Source organism: Mesobacillus sp. MER 48, assembly GCF_023714225.1.
GTDB classification, from domain to species: Bacteria; Bacillota; Bacilli; order Bacillales; family Cytobacillaceae; genus Mesobacillus; species Mesobacillus oceanisediminis_A.
Map to the genome: position 1 here is coordinate 722,904 of NZ_JAMAUR010000002.1, position 19,607 is coordinate 742,510.

General features: G+C 41.1%; 21 protein-coding genes. 17 read left to right on the forward strand and 4 right to left on the reverse strand.

Annotated features, from left to right (window positions below; genetic code table 11):
- Positions 1-53: 53 nt before the first annotated feature.
- Entirely contained in the window at positions 54-866 is an 813-nt protein-coding gene (locus M3593_RS09890) for a VOC family protein (protein WP_251541726.1), read from the forward strand.
- Between the two features lie 542 nt (positions 867-1,408).
- Here the strand turns inward: M3593_RS09890 and M3593_RS09895 are convergent.
- Positions 1,409-2,341, reverse strand: a complete 933-nt coding sequence (locus M3593_RS09895; RefSeq protein ID WP_144475921.1) for an LCP family protein — start codon at positions 2,339-2,341, stop codon at positions 1,409-1,411.
- Between the two features lie 321 nt (positions 2,342-2,662).
- On the opposite strand from M3593_RS09895, the gene M3593_RS09900 reads away from it, so the two are divergent.
- From M3593_RS09900 to M3593_RS09940, 9 genes are all read left to right on the forward strand, one after another.
- Positions 2,663-3,109, forward strand: coding sequence for an Lrp/AsnC family transcriptional regulator (locus tag M3593_RS09900; RefSeq protein ID WP_251541723.1), 447 nt, complete (start codon positions 2,663-2,665; stop codon positions 3,107-3,109).
- Positions 3,110-3,120: 11 nt separating this feature from the next.
- Positions 3,121-4,185: a M42 family metallopeptidase gene (locus M3593_RS09905; RefSeq protein ID WP_353056084.1), complete on the forward strand. Its 1,065-nt coding sequence runs from the start codon at positions 3,121-3,123 to the stop codon at positions 4,183-4,185.
- A gap of 65 nt (positions 4,186-4,250) precedes the next feature.
- A complete protein-coding gene (locus M3593_RS09910; protein WP_251541721.1) occupies positions 4,251-5,102 on the forward strand; it encodes a M55 family metallopeptidase in 852 nt (283 codons plus the stop codon).
- A 25-nt stretch (positions 5,103-5,127) separates the two neighbouring features.
- Complete coding sequence (locus M3593_RS09915; protein WP_144475918.1) at positions 5,128-6,054, forward strand: ABC transporter permease; 927 nt, start codon at positions 5,128-5,130, stop codon at positions 6,052-6,054.
- A gap of 1 nt (position 6,055) precedes the next feature.
- Complete coding sequence (locus tag M3593_RS09920; RefSeq protein ID WP_251541719.1) at positions 6,056-7,000, forward strand: ABC transporter permease; 945 nt, start codon at positions 6,056-6,058, stop codon at positions 6,998-7,000.
- A 12-nt stretch (positions 7,001-7,012) separates the two neighbouring features.
- A complete protein-coding gene (locus M3593_RS09925) occupies positions 7,013-8,032 on the forward strand; it encodes an ABC transporter ATP-binding protein (protein ID WP_251541716.1) in 1,020 nt (339 codons plus the stop codon).
- Complete coding sequence (locus M3593_RS09930; protein WP_251541708.1) at positions 8,029-9,018, forward strand: ABC transporter ATP-binding protein; 990 nt, start codon at positions 8,029-8,031, stop codon at positions 9,016-9,018. The genes M3593_RS09925 and M3593_RS09930 overlap by 4 nt, the downstream gene beginning before the upstream one ends.
- Before the next feature lie 29 nt (positions 9,019-9,047).
- Positions 9,048-10,685: a peptide ABC transporter substrate-binding protein gene (locus M3593_RS09935; RefSeq protein ID WP_251541706.1), complete on the forward strand. Its 1,638-nt coding sequence runs from the start codon at positions 9,048-9,050 to the stop codon at positions 10,683-10,685.
- Between the two features lie 103 nt (positions 10,686-10,788).
- Positions 10,789-11,160 (forward strand): DUF3899 domain-containing protein, encoded by a 372-nt coding sequence (locus M3593_RS09940; protein ID WP_251541705.1) that lies wholly within the window; start codon positions 10,789-10,791, stop codon positions 11,158-11,160.
- Positions 11,161-11,197: 37 nt separating this feature from the next.
- Here the strand turns inward: M3593_RS09940 and M3593_RS09945 are convergent, their stop codons facing one another.
- A complete protein-coding gene (locus tag M3593_RS09945) occupies positions 11,198-11,953 on the reverse strand; it encodes a DUF3891 family protein (RefSeq protein WP_251541703.1) in 756 nt (251 codons plus the stop codon).
- Between the two features lie 257 nt (positions 11,954-12,210).
- Between M3593_RS09945 and M3593_RS09950 the strand changes: the two genes are divergently transcribed.
- From M3593_RS09950 to M3593_RS09965, 4 genes are all read left to right on the forward strand, one after another.
- The gene (locus M3593_RS09950) at positions 12,211-12,477 is read left to right on the forward strand and encodes a DUF1450 domain-containing protein (protein WP_144475911.1); all 267 of its coding nucleotides are present in this window, start codon (positions 12,211-12,213) and stop codon (positions 12,475-12,477) included.
- Positions 12,478-12,637: 160 nt separating this feature from the next.
- Positions 12,638-13,318, forward strand: coding sequence for an HAD family hydrolase (locus M3593_RS09955; RefSeq protein ID WP_285847969.1), 681 nt, complete (start codon positions 12,638-12,640; stop codon positions 13,316-13,318).
- A gap of 336 nt (positions 13,319-13,654) precedes the next feature.
- Complete coding sequence (locus tag M3593_RS09960) at positions 13,655-14,338, forward strand: SMI1/KNR4 family protein (RefSeq protein ID WP_251541701.1); 684 nt, start codon at positions 13,655-13,657, stop codon at positions 14,336-14,338.
- A gap of 73 nt (positions 14,339-14,411) precedes the next feature.
- Complete coding sequence (locus M3593_RS09965; RefSeq protein WP_144475909.1) at positions 14,412-14,768, forward strand: DUF952 domain-containing protein; 357 nt, start codon at positions 14,412-14,414, stop codon at positions 14,766-14,768.
- Positions 14,769-15,034: 266 nt separating this feature from the next.
- Here M3593_RS09965 and M3593_RS09970 read toward each other — a convergent pair whose 3' ends face one another.
- The gene (locus tag M3593_RS09970; protein ID WP_144475908.1) at positions 15,035-15,997 is read right to left on the reverse strand and encodes a M20/M25/M40 family metallo-hydrolase; all 963 of its coding nucleotides are present in this window, start codon (positions 15,995-15,997) and stop codon (positions 15,035-15,037) included.
- Between the two features lie 139 nt (positions 15,998-16,136).
- On the opposite strand from M3593_RS09970, the gene M3593_RS09975 reads away from it, so the two are divergent.
- Entirely contained in the window at positions 16,137-16,499 is a 363-nt protein-coding gene (locus M3593_RS09975; protein WP_144475907.1) for a hypothetical protein, read from the forward strand.
- Between the two features lie 40 nt (positions 16,500-16,539).
- On the opposite strand, the gene M3593_RS09980 is transcribed toward M3593_RS09975, so the two are convergent.
- Positions 16,540-17,841, reverse strand: coding sequence for a M14 family zinc carboxypeptidase (locus M3593_RS09980; protein ID WP_251541700.1), 1,302 nt, complete (start codon positions 17,839-17,841; stop codon positions 16,540-16,542).
- A gap of 311 nt (positions 17,842-18,152) precedes the next feature.
- Between M3593_RS09980 and M3593_RS09985 the strand changes: the two genes are divergently transcribed.
- Entirely contained in the window at positions 18,153-18,665 is a 513-nt protein-coding gene (locus tag M3593_RS09985) for a cell wall hydrolase (RefSeq protein WP_251541698.1), read from the forward strand.
- A gap of 152 nt (positions 18,666-18,817) precedes the next feature.
- On the forward strand, positions 18,818-19,600 hold the full coding sequence (locus M3593_RS09990; protein ID WP_251541696.1) for an SGNH/GDSL hydrolase family protein: 783 nt from the start codon (positions 18,818-18,820) through the stop codon (positions 19,598-19,600).
- The last annotated feature ends 7 nt before the right edge of the window (positions 19,601-19,607 follow it).

Genomic DNA, 19,607 nt, shown 5'->3' on the forward strand with positions numbered 1-19,607 from the left:
AAATTAATTAAATATTGTTAATGTTTATTTTATTGTTAGAAAGGGGTAAAGTAATGCAATTTTTCTTTGATCACCTTGTTTGGTTCTTAAAGCAACCAGAGAAAGCAATATCCCCCTTACACAAAAGGGGACTTCATGTTGTGACCGGAGGCCGACATGAGTCTTGGGGAACATATAATACCCTATCTTATTTTGGCTTAAGTTATATTGAATTTTTAGGAATTGAAAATCTATCAATAGCTGAAAAGCATGATGAAAATCAATTGATAACGCAAATCGTTGAACAGTTAGCAAAAGAAAATCGGGAAGGTCCTGCGACCGTAGCTATCCGAACAAATCAAATAGAAAAATTAGCAATAAAACTTAAGACAGAAGGACTAACAGTATATGGGCCGCTAACTGGGGAGAGAGTTCGTGGTGATGGTCAAGTAATCAGGTGGTCATTGTTATTCCCTGTATACCCGGAAAAAAAGGTTTTTTTACCTTTTTTTATTCAATGGGAAAAATCGGATGAAGAAAGATATTCAGAATTAGAAGAACAAGGAGTCATAGGGTCGCACATGGTTGGTCAACCAAAATTGGAGAGTGTCGGATTTGTCGTGCATGATTTGGATAAAACACCAGAAATTTGGAGGGAATTATTTGGTCTTAAACAAGGTGAGGAATTTATCGATACGGAAATAAATGCGCGTTGTAGAATTTTAAAATTGGACGGAACTAATTTATTATTTTTTACACCAATTGGAGATGGTCCGGCTGCTAAGGTATTAAAAGAAAAAGGGGAGACGCTTTTTTTAGTGAACCTAACTGACACGAACCAAAGTCACGTTTTTGAAATGTTGGATGGTTACTGGAGGTTCCGGTAAATATTAAAAACATTATATAGTAAATCACAGATTAAGATTGACTAGGAACATTTTAAATTGGCTTGCAAAATATCCATTACGGTACACCGTAATGGATATATGAGTTTTTTATTGGGACCCTGCAGATAAAAAATATAAAGCATCTTTTTTCTACGGTATGGAAGAATCAGCTTTTGTTTGTTTAATGAACGGATACCCTTTTTTATGATCTGGTTGAAATTTATTTAAGGTATTTTAACAGCAGCCGGGAGAGATAAAACCGATCCACCTGAGAATGTGATTTAATCCCTTAAAAATTCCAATCCATATCGTGTGTTTTTGTTAGTTTGAAAAAGGGCTCTTAATGAGTTCTTTTTTTCTTTTGCAATCGTTTTTTTTCAGGGTGCGGGGAAAAAATAAATTAGACTCAAGCCTATTATTGTAAGTTATTGAGCGATTACTGAGATGAAAATTTCATGCCAGTAAAATAACAAAGAAAAAAGAAGAGGAGACCATTAAATGGACTCCCCAACTATCATGAAACATCGTTTCCGATACTTCAGTTATTCTTTTCCATCTTCTAAAAACTTCTCCAAGGCTCTCTTGTTTTGCTCAAAATCAACCTCGAGCACTTCTCCAATCCCTTCATAACGTTCATTCTCGAAACTGCCGTCTTCAGGAAGGCGGATGGTTTGAATTTCTCCGGTTTCATTAGTCAGAATGTCTTTTCCGATGGTCAGGAGTGTGGATGTTTCAATATCCGTTTCGACATATGAACCTAGGAGATCTAACAGTTCGGGAAGCTTGGCCACGCTGTTAAGGCTTATGGCTTCATCTTTTAATTTAGAGACTACTTCCTGCTGCCTTTGGACTCGTCCGAAGTCGCTTAACCGGTCCTGGCGGAAACGGACATATCCTAATAGCTCTTCTCCGTGGAGCTGTTGTGTTCCTTGTTCGAGGGTCATACCGATGCCATCGGACATTTCATATGGTATGTCCACTTGAATTCCGTTTGGGACGAGGAGGTCGACGGCTTTTACGAAGCCTTTAAAATCGACGATAGCATAATGATGTATGTCGAGACCCAAATTCATTTTAATCGTTTCCCTTAGTAATTCCGGGCCTCCGAAAGAGTAGGCAGCATTTAATTTTTGCTGACCGTGTCCAGGAATGTTCACATACATATCCCTCATAAGTGAAATCAGTTTTACCTTATGCGTTTTTGGGTTGTAATGGGCAACCATGATGGAATCAGTTCGCGCTGCTTTTTCTCCGCGAGAGTCACTGCCTAATAATAGAACATTTACTTCTTCTTGAGTATTCTTCTCTCCTTGAAACGATTCTGCTTCGGCCTTTTTAAATGGTTGATTGAATGCTTGGTAAGTTCCTTCTATGTACTGATATATGGTAAAAAGCCCAACAGTAAAGATCGCAAGGATAAGCAGGGCGCCAATCACTCGTCCCCACCGGATTTTTCTGCCTCTTTTTTTCGTCACTTTAACACCACCCGGGTTGAACTATCTCTTTTTATCAGAAGGGCTATTATCCCATAAAAAGATTTCAGTTAGTGAAAGATTAGGTTACAGTTGTTTGAAATTCTGTTAACAATTTTGATAATAAAAAGGGTTAATACTGCAACGTATTAAAGATTTTTTGAAAAATCTATTGAATTTAGAAAATTCTTTTACTATAATACATATTAATTCCTTATTACGATACTATTGAAGCTAAAACATACTTAAATTAATATCTATATAATACAAAAGTACTAAAAAGGATAAAATATAAACAAGCTATTACCGGAAGGAGGATAAGTTTTGAAATACGAAATAGATGAAATGGACAGGGGAATTATCAAACACTTAGCCAATGATGGAAGGATGTCTTTTTCTGAAATAGCCGCCAATCTTAATGTGACGGAAAAGACAGTCAGGCTTCGATATAAGAACCTAAAGGACAACGGAATCCTTGATGTAGTAGGAGTAGTTAACCCTGTAGCGATTGGGATCAAAGCAGGAGCAATTATTCTTTTGAAGGTTCAGCCGCAAAAGATCAAGGAAGCCATCGATTCTTTGAAAGAGTTCAGAGAAATACGCTATATCACCTTGACGTCAGGCCCATATCCTCTATTGGTCCAGATTGCTGTACCAACACAGGATGATATAAACGAAACCATGCTTAAGATAAACGAACTTCCTTCTATCATCGAAATGAACAGTATTATCCAGCTGGATGTTTACAAAAATTCATATGAGTATTATTAGGAGGGGGCAAGATGATGCTTGATTTATTGAAAACACTGACAGGTCTCTCGGGACCTTGCGGTTATGAACATTCCGTATCCTATTTTTTGAAAGAGTACCTTGAGGAACGGACTGATCAGGTCAGCATTGACCCAATCGGAAATGTCATCGCCAGGAAGAAAGGGGACAAGCCTGGGCCAAAAGTTATTTTAACCGCGCATATTGATGAAGTGGGCTTTATGGTTAAAAAGATCGAGGAGAACGGACTGCTGAGATTTGAAAAACTAGGCGGAAATGATGACCGAACCCTTCTGGCGCAGCCGGTAACGGTAATGGGGTGTCAAGGATTGTTACCTGGACTGATTGGTACAATGTCCGCTCATTATGTGAAATTTGATGACCCTTCAAAACTTAGAAAACATCAGCAGCTTTATATTGATATTGGTGCTTCTTCACGCCATGAGGTCCTCGAAATGGGAGTGGAGATCGGAACGCCGATCACATGGGGAAGCGAATTCGTTGTCTTTGGACCTGAGTATGCACCCAGAGTAAGAGCGAAATCGTTGGACGACAGGGCAGGGGTTGCCGTCCTGCTGCAGGCACTGGAAGAAATCCAGGCAGAAAACTTTGCAGGAGAGCTGATATTCCTTTTTGCAGTACAGGAAGAAGTAGGGCTGAGAGGAGCGAAGACAGCTTCCGAACATATTAAAGCAGATGCAGCGATTGCTGTCGATACTACGGCTGTCAGTGATACACCAGAGGAGACAATGGACCAGAGTCTTGGTCTTGGACGGGGTACAGGAATCAAGGTAATGGACTTCAGCCTGATTGTACATAAAACCATGAAAGAGACGCTCGTGAATCTTGCAAAAGAACAGAACATTCCTTACCAGCTTGAAGTATTCCCCGGTATCGGGACAGACGGCGGAGCAGTCAACTATGCCAACAAAGGGATTCCAACCGGTGTCCTATCCGTTCCTTCCCGTTACGCCCATTCACCTGTTGAAGTGGTGGATTTGGGAGATCTTGAGGCAACAAAAGACTTGTTAAAGGCGTTTATTTTGAATCTATCAGAAGAGCAGAGTTTTGAATTTTAATAGAATTATAGCTTTCATTTAACTTTAGTTATCGAAAAATTGAAAAAAGGGGAGAGGTTAAGAAAATGAAAATATTTATTTCCGCAGATATGGAAGGCATTTCAGGTGTTGCTACAAACCAGCAGTTAAAAACTCCGTCCGAATATCAGCGTTTCCGCAAACTGATGACAGCAGATGTGAATGCAGCAATCGAAGGCGCATTTAACGGAGGAGCTACGGAAATTGTTGTAGCAGATGGACACGGAAATATGTCAAATATCATCATTGAAGAGCTGGATCTACGCGCACGTCTGGTTTCCGGAAGCAATCGGGTCATGTGCCAGCTTGAAGGATTGGATGAGACCTTCGATGGCATCATGTTTGTCGGCCACCATGGACGCGAAGGCGGTTCCGATGTAACAGTCATCAGCCACACTTTGGCCGGAATCTGTGTCGAGGAAATGAAGGTTAACGGGAAAGTGGTAGGAGAAACGGAATTGAATTCCTATGTTGCCGGTTCCTTTGGCGTTCCTCCGCTATTCATCAGCGGCGACGACGCTTATGTAAAAGAAGTGCAGGAAACCCTTCCTGAAGTTGAAGGTGCGGTAACCAAAAGAGCGGTTGACCGTTTTGCTGCCGAATTGCTTCATCCAGAAGCTGCACGTGCAGAAATCCGTACAAAGGCAGAAGCGGCTGTGAAAAAAGCAAAGCAGGCGAAGCCTTTCACCGTGTCTGATGGTCCAGTTAAGTTTGATCTTAAATTTAAAGGCCCGCAGCAGGCAAAAATGACAACGACTTTGCCAACTGTAGAACTGACTGGCCCTAAAAGCATCCGCTTCACCTGCGATGACATGGTTACGGCATACAAGCATATGTGGGGCTGCGTCATTATTGCCATGACTGCCACAAATGGAGTTCTCGGTTCAGTAAATGCTTAAATCTTAAAATAACGAGGTGAATGGAATGTACATAGTCAAAAGGCTCTTAACGATGCTTTTGACCATCTGGGTCATCATTACGTTAACATTTGTCATCATGAAATTTATCCCTGGGGATCCATTCGCGTCGGATGCAGATGTTCTGCCGGAGGAAGTTCTGCAAAATATCCGGGCAAAGTACAACCTTGATGAGCCGCTTCCTGTGCAATATGCCCTTTATATGAAAAATCTCATGATGTTTGATCTGGGACCATCAATTAAATCCCAGACACGATCCGTAAATGACATCATTCTTGATGGCATGCCGGCATCGGCCACTCTTGGGATTCAGGCACTCACTGTCGCAATGTTCTTTGGACTCATCCTGGGAATCATAGCTGCACTGAACCACAACAAACCGCTGGACTTTTTTGCGATGATGATTGCCATTATTGGAATTTCAGTGCCAAGCTTCATATTGGCGCCGCTTTTAATCAAATATTTTGCCGTGGAATGGCGAATGCTGCCAGTCGCGTCATGGGGAAGCTTCCAGCATAGTATCCTGCCGTCTCTTGCCCTGGCTGCTTCGCCGATGGCAGTCATCGCTCGCTTCATGCGTTCGAGCATGATCGATGTCATGAACCAAAATTACATTAAGACCGCAAATGCAAAAGGATTATCTACCGTACAGTTAGTCATCAAACATGGCATCCGCAATGCTATCCTCCCGGTCATCACGTTCATCGGGCCGCTGGCAGTCGTCTTGATTACAGGAACATTCGTTATAGAAAAAATATTTGCGATCCCTGGCCTGGGAAAATACTTCGTAGACAGCATCTTTAACCGGGATTACCCAGTAATCATGGGAACAACGATCTTCTTCAGTACCATACTTGTTGTGATCCTGTTCTTGATTGATATTTCATACCGACTGATTGATCCAAGAATTAAATTGACAAGCGGGGGGAAATAGCATGCAGCCTAAACAACTTGACAGCAAATTATTCGTACCCGTTTCTCCAGAAAAGAAAGTTCTCGACCCCATCCAGCGCCCATCACTGAGCGTATGGAAGGAAACACTTATCAATATCATGAAAAACAAACTGGCCATCCTTGGCTTGTCTCTTCTATTAGTGATTGTTTTCTTCGCGCTCTTTGGCCCGAAGATGGTGCCCTACAGCCCATCCGACCAGGATTTAATGAAGGGGAATATTGCACCATCCAGCTCTCACTGGTTTGGAACAGATGACCTTGGCCGCGATATGTGGTCTCGAACCTGGTATGGTGCAAGGGTCTCCCTGACAATCGGGTTTGTTGCCGCCTTGATCGACCTAATCCTTGGTGTTACCATTGGAGGAATTGCCGGCTACATGGCTGGACGCAGCAAAAAAGGCGACCGAGTCGATAACGCCATCATGAGAGTAATCGAAATTCTTTATGGAATTCCTTATCTTTTAATCGTCATTTTGCTGATGGTCATCATGGATCCTGGTGTGACATCAATCATTATCGCCCTGTCCGTTACAGGGTGGGTGAGCATGGCCCGCATTACCAGGGGACAGATTTTGCAGCTGAAATCGCAGGAATATGTCATGGCTGCCGAGAAGCTGGGAACTTCCCATGCGAAAATCATCCTGCGTCACCTGCTGCCAAACGCACTTGGAATCATCATCGTTAATCTGACTTTCACGATTCCACAGGCGATCTTCGCAGAATCGTTCCTGAGCTTCCTTGGGTTAGGTGTCCAGGCTCCATTTGCAAGCTGGGGAACGATGGCGAACGATGCTCTTGGAGTCATTTTAAGCGGCCAATGGTGGAGGCTATTCTTCCCTGGATTCATGATTTCCCTGACGATGTTTGCCTTTAATGCCTTTGGGGACGGACTTCAGGATGCATTGGATCCTAGGAATCGGAAATAGGAGGGAACAACTGTGAGTCACTTACTAGAAGTAAACAACCTCGAAGTGAATTTTAAAACATACGGCGGTGAAGTTAAGGCAGTCAGAAATGTTTCCTTCCATGTGGACAAAGGTGAAATTGTCGCCATTGTTGGTGAAAGTGGAAGCGGTAAAAGCGTGACTGTACAAACCTTAATGGGGCTGATCCCGACACCCCCAGGAATTATCAAAAATGGAGAAGTGCTTTTTGAAGGCAACGATCTCTTAAAACTATCAAAACGGGCAATGCAAAAAGTGAAAGGTTCAAAGATTAGCATGATCTTTCAGGACCCGATGACATCTCTCAATCCAACCATGAAAATTGGAAAACAAATTGAAGAGGGATTGCTTGTCCATCAAAATATGAAAAAAACGGAGGCGAAAAAGCGGGCAATCGAAATGATCCGCCTCGTGGGAATTCCAAACCCTGAAGAACGCTATAACCAGTATCCACATGAATTCAGCGGCGGCATGAGGCAGCGGGCAATGATTGCGATTGCCCTGGCATGCAATCCGGAGCTGTTAATTGCTGATGAGCCAACGACAGCATTGGATGTGACAATCCAGGCACAGGTTCTTGATCTGATGAGGGACCTGAAGGAAAAAACTGACACGGCGATTATCCTCATTACACATGATTTGGGCGTTGTGGCAGAAACAGCTGAACGAGTGATAGTCATGTATGCAGGAATGATGGTCGAGAGCGGTACGGTCCATGAACTTTTTGAAAACCCGCGCCATCCTTACACATGGGGATTGATGGAATCAATTCCCGATCATACAAGCTCTGCAAAAGAGCGGCTCATCCCGATTGAAGGAACGCCTCCGGATTTGTTCTCGCCGCCGCCGGGATGTCCTTTTGCTCCTAGATGCAAATATGCAATGGAAGTTTGCCTTCAGGACATGCCTCCAGCATTCGAGACAGAGTCAGGGCATTATGCAAGATGCTGGCTGAACGATCCGAGGTCACCGAAAGTCGAAGATCTTGTCGCTGCAGGGAGGGAAACAACATGACCGAAGCAACCATTAAAGAGCCAAAAGCTAAAGCTGCTGATACGCTTCTTAAAATCGAAAATCTAAAAAAGTATTTCACAATCCAAAAGGACAAGACAGTTAAATCTGTTGATGTTATCTCAATTGAAATCAAAAGGGGAGAAACTTTCGGACTTGTGGGTGAATCCGGAAGCGGCAAATCGACTCTGGGAAAAACCATTGTCGGTCTTCAAGACCCTACAGAAGGAACCATGTTTTATAACGGTGTCGATCTATCCACTATGGATCGGAAGGAGAAGGCAATCGCGAATCGCGAAATGCAAATCATTTTCCAGGATCCGCACGCATCCCTTAACCCAAGGATGAGGGTAGGCGATATCATTGCGGAAGGAATCGATGCACATCGTCTTGCCCGCGGGCAGGAAAGGCAAAATCGTGTATATGATTTGCTGGAACGAGTCGGCCTTCGCCCAGAACATGCAAGAAGATACCCGCATGAATTCAGCGGAGGGCAGCGTCAGCGGATTGGGATTGCGAGGGCACTTGCGGTCAATCCAAAGTTCATAGTTGCGGATGAACCAATTTCAGCACTCGATGTTTCCATCCAGGCCCAGGTCATCAACCTTATGGAGGATCTGAAGGAGCAGGAGGGACTCACTTATTTGTTCATTGCCCATGACCTGGGGATGGTCAAGCATATCAGTGACCGGATCGGTGTCATGTATTTAGGGAAAATGATGGAGCTTGCCAGCAGCAATGACTTGTTCGCTGAACCGCTTCACCCCTATACACAGGCACTAATGTCTGCAATTCCAGTTGCAAAACCAGGTGCCGCGAAAAGGGAGCGGATCGTGCTTCAGGGGGATCCCCCGAGCCCGGTCAACCCTCCAAGCGGCTGCCGCTTCCGTACAAGATGCCCGCATGCGATGTCTATTTGTGCCGAGATAATTCCTGATTTCCGGGAAGTCAAAAAGGACCATTTCGTTGCATGCCATCTATATAACTAACATCTAGACAATTTCGAGGAGGAAAAACAATGAAAAAGCTGCTATCCATGATAGCTGCCCTTATGTTCGTCAGTTCGGTTTTATCCGGCTGTTACGGCGGGGGCAGCCAAAAGTCTTCATCAGGCTCTGAGTCTAAAGAAAGCACGAAAGGCGTTAAGCAAGAGCTTGTATTGAATGCAATGAGTGAACCGCCAGCGCTTGATCCGGCAATGGCAACAGATACAACTTCCGGATGGGTGTTGGATCATACGTTTGAAGGCTTGTTCACAAAGGACAAGGATGGCAAGCCAGTACTTGGTACGGCAAAAGATGTGAAAGTATCTGAAGACGGCAAGACATACACATTTACCATCCGTGATGATGCAAAATGGTCTGATGGTTCACCGGTATCCGCTGAAGATTTTGAGTACAGCTGGAAGCGTACACTTGATCCGGCGACTGGAAGCCAATTCGCTTTCTACCTTTATTACGTGAAGGGTGCTGAAGACTTCAACAAAGGAAAAGGTTCTGCTGAAGATGTTGGAGTAAAGGCAACTGATGAAAAGACTTTAGTGGTCGAACTGAATGATCCGCTTGGCTATTTCAAAGAACTTTTAACAATGTGGACTTTCTACCCTGTCAAAAAAGACCTTGTTGAAAACAACAAAGACTGGGCTGCAGGAGCTGAAGGGTATGTCAGCAACGGGCCTTTCAAAATGACTGCATGGAAGCATGACAGTTCAGTAGTGGTCGAAAAGAACGAACATTACTATGACAACAAAAATATCAATCTTACAAAAGTTACCTGGAAAATGGTTAACGATGCAACTACTTATTATCAGATGTATAAAACAGGGGAACTAGATCTTGTAACCACTCTTCCATCCGATGTAGTAGAACAGGAAAAGGAAAACAAAGACTTCAAGAACGTCCCTTACTTTGGAACATATATGTACATGTTTAATATCACAAAAGAGCCATTCACGAATGAAAAAGTACGGCGTGCATTCGCAATGGCAATCGACAGGGACGCCCTGACGAAGAATATCACAAAAGCTGGTGAAACACCTGCATACGCATTCGTGCCACCTGGTGTTGAAACGCCTGATGGAGATTTCCGTGATCAAGGCGGCAAGTACTTTAAAGAAGATATCGAAGAAGCGAAAAAGCTTTTAGAAGAAGGAATGGCAGAAGAAGGCTGGTCCACTCTTCCGGAAGTAACGCTTTTGTATAACACAGCTGAAAACCACAAGAAAATTGCAGAAGCTGTCCAGGAAATGTACAAGAAGAATCTTGGAGTGGATATCAAATTGGCTAACCAGGAATGGAAGACTTACCTTGATACTACGGACCAGGGCAACTTCCAGATGGCACGCATGGGCTGGATCGGCGTTCTGCTTGACCCGGCAGTCATCCTTGATTACTTCCTTGGAGACAGCCCGAATAACCGTACAGAATGGAGAAATGAAAAATACGATAGCCTAATGGACCAGGCGAAAGCTGAACAGGATCCAGCGAAGCACTTTGACTTACTGCGCCAGGCAGAAGATGTGCTGATGGATGACCTCCCATTTGTTCCTGTGTATCATTATACGAACACATACCTGACATCCCCTAATTTTGAGGGACTTGTCTACCCATATAACCGTTATCCTAACGTTAAATGGGCAAAGAAGGTATCTGAGTAATACACTGACTATGTATATTCCGTAACTATTTTGTGATTTGGCAGGAAAAAACAGCCCCCTGTTTTTTCCTGTCATACAATTTTAACGAATAAGGAGGATGACAATGGGAAAGAAAATAACCGCCTTTCTATTCATCATGCTGGCATGGCTGTTAGCAAAACCAGTTCTTTCACTCTCGTGGCGGGAAGTCATCGATCGGTCATTCATGGTTGGTATTATATCCTTGTTAGTGGCAGCGGCCTTCCTGATTTTGAAAACTGGATTTCTGTCTTTGTTCATGAATGGTTTCAATAAACTCGGAACATTTATCTCCCCGAAATCAAGAGCAATGGAACGTGAAGACGAAAGGGCAGCAGACAATGAAAAGTTAAAAGAGTTCAAAGGCAATCTTTACGGGAGAATTCTTATTGGTGCATTCTTTTTCGGGTTAAGTTCAGTCACTGTCTCTCTTTTAACATTAATTGTATATTATTAACCCTGACCAGCTTTAGTAAAAAGCGGTCTTTTTCGTTTTAAACAAAGTTAACTTCCCTTTGTAAAAGGGCGCTTTTATTGTAGGCAGCAGACAGTCCGGATGTTATGATTTGCTCTTTGGCAACAGACTTATAGGGAAGCTTAACCTTAAGTGGTCTTTTAAATGGCGAAATTGAAAGGGTGACAGTTTCCTTGTCTAACCAATTGGCGTGGATTGGTTTTTCCCCAGCAAATGAGAATCGCTGCGGAAACCCATCCCGGTAAAAATAATGCTCAAGTTCTTTTGGCGTTCCAGGTTCATTGAGGCAAATGTACAATGAGAGATTATCGCAGAATTTTAATAGATTTAAATGGAAAGTGAGGACCGGGTCATGTGTAATCCTTAAGTCTTTTAGCAAGAACTCCTGTCTTTGTTTTTCCTCGTTCCAAAAATTCTTTCCTATCGTGCTTGTCGCATCTTCAAGGAAGGAGGCATAGTGGAGGCTGCATAGTAAGCCGGCGTATGGATCCATTTGCACGACTTCATCGATCCCTCTTTTGTAAAAGTCAAGCTTTGGGCTGCCCGGGTAATCCATGAATGAATAGGGCTGCTCTGTTTGTTCGTTCCATAATGGGTCTTTGTCAGGTTCAATCCAACATCGATCATGCTCTCGAACAGCGAGAACCACAGAGTCCTTTCTGTCTAACCCCTCAAAATAATCATCTCTCCAATTTATAGCCGTTTCCATAGAAATCCTGGCATGGTCATGCTGGGCAACCATGATAAAATCCTTTTCCCGTTCGTGAATGATCATATCATTCTCCCCTTAATTTATTTGGAAAACTACTAAAATTTAAGTGTTTATGGTATATCAAAAATAATGATATACTTTTCATTGATAAGATGCTCGTGTTAGTGTTATTGAAGTATATTCCCTGTCTATTTTGATCCTATAATAAGGCATATGTTACTGTGCTTGTTTATACTACTAATAAAGAAGCCTATTTTAATAATCAATCACTGTATACTCCTTTTGGCAACTAGACTTTTTTAGAAAAGGAAGTTTCTCATATGAATGTAATTCAAAAGCTTTTTTCAAAACAAAAGAAAGTGAAGATTGAATTTTGCCAGCGAAATTTAGAGCAGTTTTTAAAAGAAGAAAATTACGCTGAATATAATGAGTTTTTGAGTCGCAAAAATGTGAATTATAAGGAGTTCGAATGCCAAAGCAGATGTAAGGAATGCCGGTTGTCTCCGTATGCGATGGTGGATGGGGAGTTTGTGACTGCAAATAATTCCGGTGAATTGCTTAAGAAAATGGCTCAATATTTAGATTGAAAACTGCTTAGGGACATTGATAAACCGTTCCAAGATTAAATGAATATAGCGAAAATGGCACAACAAATGGCGTGGAAATTGTCCACGCCATTTTTCCTTTTATGCCCGCCAGTAATGTTGAAGAAGGAAAATAATTACACAATGTAGAACATGTAATGTATTGGAAAAGGATGTGATTGTTATTAAAGCAGTGATTTTTGACTTTGATGGTACACTTGCTGATACATTACCGGTATGTTTCGTGGCATTTGAATCTGTGTTTAGGCAATTTGATAATCGTGAGGTTAACTCGGAGGAAATTAAGGCAATGTTCGGACCCTCAGAGACTGGAATTATCCGTGAAAACCTTAATAATAATAATTATGATGAAGCTATTGAATTATATTATGAAATATATCGAGATCGACATGAAAATCTCGTTCAGAATAATGAGGATATAAACACTTTACTTAGAAGATTAAAAGCAAACGGGTATAAACTTGGGATAGTGACCGGGAAAGCAAGAAGAAGTCTCGACATATCTTTAGATTGTCTAGGGTTAAATGAATTTTTTGATGTAATTATTACAGGCGATGATGTCGAGTTTCCTAAACCTCACCCAGAGGGAATTTATAAGGCATTGGAATTTCTAGACTTGTTACCAAACGAGGCTGTTTTCCTGGGAGATAGCGACGCTGATATTCTTGCCGGTAAAAAAGCGAATGTACTTACGGTTGGAGTTCAATGGCTGCCAAATTATCAGACTGCCGAATTTAATGTCCAGCCAGATGAAGTTTATAGGAGTATAAATGATTTCATTTCTTCTTTTTCAAAAAGGTTAAGTGGAGTTAAGGTTGACTAGCTGCCGAATCAGGTGGCTTTTTCTTATTGAAATTAAGGGCTTGTTAGTTTAATAATTAGTAACTATATTAGGAGACGGGGCAGGATAACATAAAAAGAAATTGAATAAATAGGTAGTATTGTTCCAAATAAGAATTGTTCAATAAAGAGTGATTAATAGGGAGCTAAAAAATGAAAAATAAAAAAAGAAATAGAGGCGGCTTTTTTAAAGATACCCTAATTGAACTAATTGGTGAGGTCGTTTGGAACATCTTAATGTTTATACCAAGATTGATAATTCGCTTAATAAATAATATTTGGTGAAGCAGTTAGTCAAACTTGGAATATGGTGCTGACTATGAAAAGAACAATAATTTTTATAAAAGCAGGTGCGTTGGTCTTGAATCTAAATGGTGTTAGTGGTTTAATTTTAAGCCCTGCAGCTACTGAAATTGATATTGAAATAGTAGAAAAAAGGTTTAATACTACACTTCCCATTCCATATAAAGAATTATTACGAGCTTCTAATGGTTTAGTAACTAATGAGGGAATAATCATTTATGGTACTGATGACATTCTTGAACGTAATGAAGCATGGGAAACAGAGGAGTATGCGCCTGGTTTTATCTCTATCGGAGATGATAGTGGTGGAAGAGTTTTTCTGTTGTCACTGAGTGATAAAGAGGAAATATTAATTGTAGATTCTGGAGACATGATTCCTGATCATGCAGAATTAATTTCAACAAATCTAAATGAATGGGTTAATATTGGTTTGAGAATTGATTTAAAAGAAACATCTTCAAATATTGATTGGTCAGAAAATTGTAAAATAGTTGTAGTAAACATTCAAGACGGAGGATTAAGAGACTTAATTAAAATTAAAGCGATATTGGGATTAAATATGTCTACATCTGAATTACTTAAGATGTCTAAAAGTTTACCATTTGTACTTACACAGGAAATTCCTTATGGTAAGGCAAAGAAATTAATTGAGGAATTGGGAGATTTTAAATTAACTTTGACTTTTCAACTAAGGATATAGTATGTACCAGATTAGAGATGCTTAAAATGTTTTTTTTAAATTAAAATTAAATATATACAAAGGAAGCGAAAAGATGATTATTTTGCATTGTTTGACCAAAAGTAATTGGGATAAAATTAAGGAAAACTCCTATTACGGCAAAGAATCAATTGAGGCTTTTGGTTTTATTCACTGTTCTTCTATTGGAAATTTTTGGAGAGTCGCTCCTAACTTTAAAGATATTGATGAACCTCTGTTGCTTCTTTGCATTGACTCTAGAAAAGTTGAAGCAGATATTAAATGGGAAGATGATGAAAATAGTGGTAGAAAATATCCACATATTTATGGTGAATTAAATGTTGATTCAGTTGATTCAGTGTTGCCGTTTCTAAAAAACGATCAAGGGGATTTTATTCTAAACAAAGAATTGGAACAACATATTTCTGTTTAAGCTAAGCGGTAGTTTGATCATGAGAGGATTAAAGGCCATTTTATCCGATCTGTTATTAAATAAACGGGGCAAGAATGTTAAAGAATGAAATAAAAATGTGCTTATGTCTAAAAAGATCAATTATATTTCAGGACTGAAAATATATTAAATTAGAAAAATGGCGTGTCAAAACTGATGTCAGTTTGCACGCCATTTTCATTGTCATTTAGTAGATATGCACCTTAAAACGGAACGGTTTTGAATCTTACCCGAGCAGTTTTCTTATCCTATTTAGATGTGCTGGTTTTATCAAAATGTTTAAGTAGCTCTGACAGGACCTGGCTGTAGCTGTAAAGGCGTTCCTGGATTCTGCCTGGGTAGGCGGTTTCGATGAAAGTGAGCGTGTCGTTTTCTGTGTGCCAGACACCGCCATATTCCATCGTCTGTTCATAGCCATCTAATTCGCCAATCTCCCAATTAGTAGATTCAAAGTAAGCGAATGGGATGCCAAGCTTATTAAACGGAGCGTGGTCGCTCCAGTCACCTGTTGTTCCTGCCGGATAGTGTTCATTCAGACCTGGATTTATGCCGATATCAAGCTTTCTTTTTTCTGCAATGTTCAAAGCTTGTTCCCTGATAAAACCTGCATCATCTGCGCCGCCATGGACATACATTTTGTCGCCAACAGCAAGACTGTCGAGATTGATCATTCCAATCGTATTGTCAATTTCGGCTGCTGTCATCTGGCTTGCATAATAATTTGAACCATTCAAACCGCCTTCCTCAGCTCCGAAAGCGATGAAGACGATGGTATATGGAGTTGATACCTTTTGCAGGACCTGTGCTGCTTCGAGCATCACTCCAACTCCCGATGCGTTATCATCTGCCCCTTTGCCAGTCTTAACTGAATCATAGTGAGCGCCAACGATAATTTGTTTAGGTGATTGACCTTGTTTGATTGCAATCACATTTGAGGATGAGAGCGATGTACCCCTCTTTGTAAAAGAAAACTCCTGTACATCAGGGTTGTAACCCGTATCTTCAAATTGTTTCTTAATATATTCTTTTGCCAAACTTTCTCCCTCGGTACCTGTCACTCGGCTGCCTATTTCTTCAGATAAGTACTTGGTATGTTCGTAGGCGAGTGTTCCAGACTTATGTACGAAAGACGGGGCATACGCCCAGGCGCTTCCTGTGGCAGAGAATAACAGTACGAAAGCAGCTAGAATGGACCAAATGGACTTCTTCATAGAATTTCCTCCTTTTATATAAAAATACAATAATACGCATAATTATAAATTAACTACATTCATATCAAAACGGACTATTTTCCTGGATTTGTATAAATTTGCGGCAAAAAGCATATTTTGTTTTGAGGGAGGGGAAAACTTGAAATTTAAAATGCAAAAAGCCAATCTATTGGCTAATCAAATAAGGGGTTTTTCCGACTTTGTTCAAAAATGCTATCAGGAGAAATCCGGATTGATTTTAAATCACGATAAATTGTATCAGGTCAGGTCATGGGTAGAAGAGTATAAATTTCAATTGCTGGCTGCTGAACTGAAAAGGATCAATACGTTTGATTGGGATGAAAAATACACTTTATTGCTGGTGGGCAGGTTCAGTAAAGGATTCAGTATTATCGAACGCTATGTTGAAAATAACTCTGATGATCTATTTATTTTGACCGCTCGAATGCATATCTTGAAACATTGTCTGAAGTGGTTTAGTCATGAACATCAACCAAAATAGAAACACCGCACGGAGGGACTCTCGTGCGGTGTTTCTGTGCTTAATGGTCGTGCCCGCCGCCAGGACTTACCGGAAGAGCATATTCTGGTATAGCATCATAGACAGCAGGATCCGCTTTTTCAACTGATCCATCTGCTATGCTGTTCAACACGGCCATCGCTGGAACTTTTGCCGTTTCCTTTAACATCCCGTTTTGTTTTTGGCCAAGGGTTTGGGTTTGCACTTTTATTTCAATTAGCATTGTTGCTGTACCGTTCAGCTGGATGGCGCCAAGACCCGATCCCGGATAGTTGACCGTAGGGTATTTTTGAATGGCTCCGTAAGATGAATTGCCTCGTTGCAAGGATTCATATGCCACTGCATTTACTTTCTTGCTTAATTCCAATACTTCAGGGTCCAGGTCATAAGTTTTCTCGCTGAAAGGATCTGTGTATGGCTTGGTCGTGAATTGCGCGAGTAGCTGTATGGATACGGAACGGCTGTCATCTTCAGACAAGCGATTGAATCCGCGGTGATGCAAGTCGATGGCCACGTCTGGATTTAGTTCCTTGACAAGTTTTGTCAATGCACGTGTTTCAGGAGAGAAGACAAGTGATGCCTGGGAACCATTGTTTGTGCCTCTTTCATTTAAAATACTTGCTACTTTGGCCGGATCCTTGCTGATCTCTTCAGTTACGTCAAAATCATAGTTTGGATGAAAATCTCGATTTAGGTCAAAACCAGGGATTCCATAGACAATTTTTCCTTCGTTGTTTTGTCCTCGTTCGCTTCCTTCCGCATTATAATACCAAGGGGCTTTCGTTCCGGAAGGGAGGCCAAGTTCCTCTGGGTTCCATGTTTGATGGGAGTATCGAGTTGGGAACGGCTTGCCTTCATACAGATTGGCAGTACCGTCCGGATTGATCCGCGGAACAAACCAGACACTGACTTTTTCCAGAATTTTATCCGCTTCTTGTCCGCCAGCTGCCAGCTTTTGCATTAATTCAACAGCTGCCTCGGTGCCAAGTGTTTCATTGCCATGGATCTGAGTATAAATTAATACCCGCTTTTTGCTCGGATCATTGTCACCGAATTTGCTGACGTATAACGGATAGCCGTCATTAGACGTACCGAACTGCTCCAGGACCATCCTGCCCTGGGAGGTTTTTTCTATCTGTATTAGTTTTTTTTCCAGTTGCTCATTTGACATAAGGCTTTCAAAAGACAGATTCTGTTCATCCTGAACCCATGGACCATTTGGAGTTGTCGTTGAGTCTGCGAAACTTGTGACTGTTGTGCCCAGCAGAGAAGCAGAGATTAAACCGCTTGTAAGTATGTAACCTAGTGCTTTTTTCTTTTTCATTCTATCATCCTCCACTTTGTTAATAGTTTCCAACATCTTAACATGAAGTGTGATAGTAAAAAATATTTATTCTGAATTTTTAGAAAAACAGTTATTTAGACTTACGAAATAGATAGGAAATTAGATATAAGCATTAAAAATTTGTAACAAAGTTTACGAGTAAGAATAATCCCGTAATAATTGATACAGTTTTTACCCTTCTTGGTATAAGTTAAAGTTTAACCCAATGATTCACTAGTGTGATATGATTGTAAGCCTGTTAGCCTATTATAGGGCCTGTAAAGTCTAATAAACGAAACAGGAGGTTTACTATGAAAAAAATTCTTATGCTGGTTTCGATCCTTACATTAGTAATTGGTTCATATACAGTTTATGCTGCAGAAACAACTAAACCCATTAAGGCGGATACATTGAAAACGAAAAAAGTGGATGTTGTCGTCAAGGAGTCTTCAGTCACAGATAAACGTTTCATCAAGGAAGAGGAAGTGAAGCTTCTAGCACGCCTTGTTCATGCGGAGGCAAAAGGTGAGCCATATGAAGGCAAGGTGGCTGTGGCAGAAGTTGTCCTGAATCGAGTGGAGAACGAACAATTTCCTGATACCGTAAAAGAAGTCATATACCAGCAAAACGCATTCCAACCGGTCCAAAATGGTGCAATCAATAAACCTGCAAACGAAGAAGCAATCAAAGCAGTTGAAGATGCACTGGAAAATGAGAATGGAATTGATTGCCTGTATTTTTATAATCCAGAAACTGCAACAAGCAAATGGATTTTCACTCGTGATGTCGTGAAAACAATAGGGAAACATGCATTTGCCATCTAAAAGCGCGTACAGCATAAAATGCTGCGCGCTTTTTTGCTTTTTAAAAGAGAGGAAGCCACTGCCAGCACATCTGCCACAGTATTATCATTTTTAATAACGGGAAAATTATTATAAAATAAACCTTACCAATTAGTGGAACGAGGGATGTTTAGGTGAAAAAATATTCTGTTGGTATAACACTGTTCTTTTCAGTGCTTTCATTGATCATAATGCTGTTTGGTCTCGGCTGGACAATTCAAAATCAATTTTTCAGCAAAGGTTCAACTGGTGCCATTGAGCAGGCAAAGCCGGTTGAGGATAAACCATCAGATCAAGACGCCAAGGTCATTGTTGCCCTCGGAGATTCACTGACACGGGGAACCGGGGATGACACAGGCAAGGGTTATATTGGTTATCTTGTCGAAGAGTTAGAAGAAAAATCAAATGAGAAAATTTCAATACATAACTATGGAGTCAAAGGTTATCGTTCAAATCAACTGCTTGAACAGCTGAAGCAGGGCGAAATCCGGCGGAAAGTCCAGGATGCAGATTATATACTGATTACGATTGGCGGCAATGATCTGTTCCAGAGCGGACAAACGATTTTACAGATGGATGAACAGAAAATAACCCTGGCGAAGGAAGAATATTTAAAAAATCTTGATTCCATCCTGACAGAATTGCGGAGCTTGAATGATTCATCAGTCATTTTCCATATTGGCTTGTATAATCCATTCATCGATTTAAATGATTCAGCGGTAACGACGAAAATTGTCCGTGACTGGAATTACGATACAAATAAACTTCTTGATGAGAAGAAGAAGGCTATTTATGTGCCTACCTTCGACTTATTCCAGTTGAGTGTCAACGACTATTTGTACACAGATAAATTCCATCCGAATGCAGAGGGGTACAGGCTGATTGCGGAACGGATCGCGTCTTTGATTACATGGTAAGGGGGGA